The sequence below is a fragment of the Vibrio sp. Vb0349 genome, from assembly GCF_033338975.1.
The window spans coordinates 1-1,121 of sequence record NZ_JAWOTS010000375.1; the positions used below are offsets into that span (position 1 = coordinate 1).

Here is a 1,121-nt window from a genome sequence, read left to right on the forward strand (position 1 = left end):
ACATAACAATTTAGTTTAAAGGAAATTGAAATGAAACCAGGAATCCATCCTGACTATCGTCCAGTGGTGTTTCATGACACAAGTGTGGATGAATACTTTGTTGTCGGCTCAACATTGAAAACCGATCGCACCATTGAGTGGAAAGACGGAAAAACATACCCGTACTTCACATTGGATGTGTCGTCGTCTTCTCATCCGTTTTACACAGGTAAGCAACGAGTGGTTCAAGCGGAAGGGCGTATTGCTAACTTCAACCGTCGTTTTGGTCAATTTACTAGTGAGAAGGAATAAGTCATGAAAGTTGTGAAATCACTTAAAAGCGCGAAGAGCCGTCATCCTGACTGTCAGATAGTGAAAAGAAGAGGGCGCTTGTACGTTATTTGTAAGACAAATCCGAGGTTCAAAGCTGTACAAAAATAACAGTAGAAACGAACAACAAAGGGGTGTGTAGCTAAACTTAAGGTATTTTCGTCCATGACAACGGATGATTGCCTCAGCAGCTCTGAATGTACACACCCCACCTAATACTCGCCAAGTGCCAACGTTTATTCGCTCGTGCTTGGCATGGTTTTTACTGGCACGACTTCGTCGTTATTCAAGTCAAAATTGAACGTTTGCAGACTGCTCGGCTCTTTGAGCTTACACCACACACTATCTTTGCATTCGACTTTATATAGGGATTAGGCATTCCTGCATATCTAATGGTTATATCTTTGTTTAATTTATAATGTTGGTTAATTTGTTTTATATGGATGAAATATCTACATTTATGCAAATAGCTGGTTATATATTTGCCATTGATTTACAATTTGTAACGTTTTTGGCTTTTAATTGACTCTTTACTCAAGTACCCTTCGCTCGCTTTGTGACATTTTTTTCACAATTGCATAGGAATAAAAACAAGGAGGGAACAGATGAGTTCATCTGCTTCAATTAAACAAAACTCACCTAAGAAGCCGTTGTTTACGCGCTTTTTGGATACTGTCGAATATTTGGGGAACCTGTTGCCCCACCCGATCACACTATTTGCCATTTTCTGTTTAGCCATTCTGGTGATGTCGGGTATAGCTGGTTACTTCGAAGTATCGGTTGTCGATCCTCGTCCTGAGGGAGCAAAAGGT

Annotated in this window: 3 protein-coding genes; all 3 read left to right on the top strand. The window is 40.3% G+C overall.

The genetic code is table 11. From position 1 onward, the window contains the following. The first annotated feature begins 30 nt into the window (after positions 1-30). Positions 31-291, top strand: a complete 261-nt coding sequence (locus R7Q47_RS25955) for a type B 50S ribosomal protein L31 (RefSeq protein ID WP_005479047.1) — start codon at positions 31-33, stop codon at positions 289-291. A 3-nt stretch (positions 292-294) separates the two neighbouring features. Next, positions 295-420: a type B 50S ribosomal protein L36 gene (gene ykgO / locus R7Q47_RS25960; protein ID WP_005380299.1), complete on the top strand. Its 126-nt coding sequence runs from the start codon at positions 295-297 to the stop codon at positions 418-420. A gap of 494 nt (positions 421-914) precedes the next feature. Further along, a partial coding sequence (locus R7Q47_RS25965; RefSeq protein WP_318090223.1) for an AbgT family transporter occupies positions 915-1,121 on the top strand: 207 nt, incomplete at its 3' end.

Excerpts from the sequence above, each read along its gene's own strand:
- R7Q47_RS25955 (WP_005479047.1), top strand. The coding sequence starts at position 31 with ATGAAACCAGGAATCCATCCTGACTATCGTCCAGTGGTGTTTCATGAC.
- ykgO (WP_005380299.1), top strand. The coding sequence starts at position 295 with ATGAAAGTTGTGAAATCACTTAAAAGCGCGAAGAGCCGTCATCCTGAC.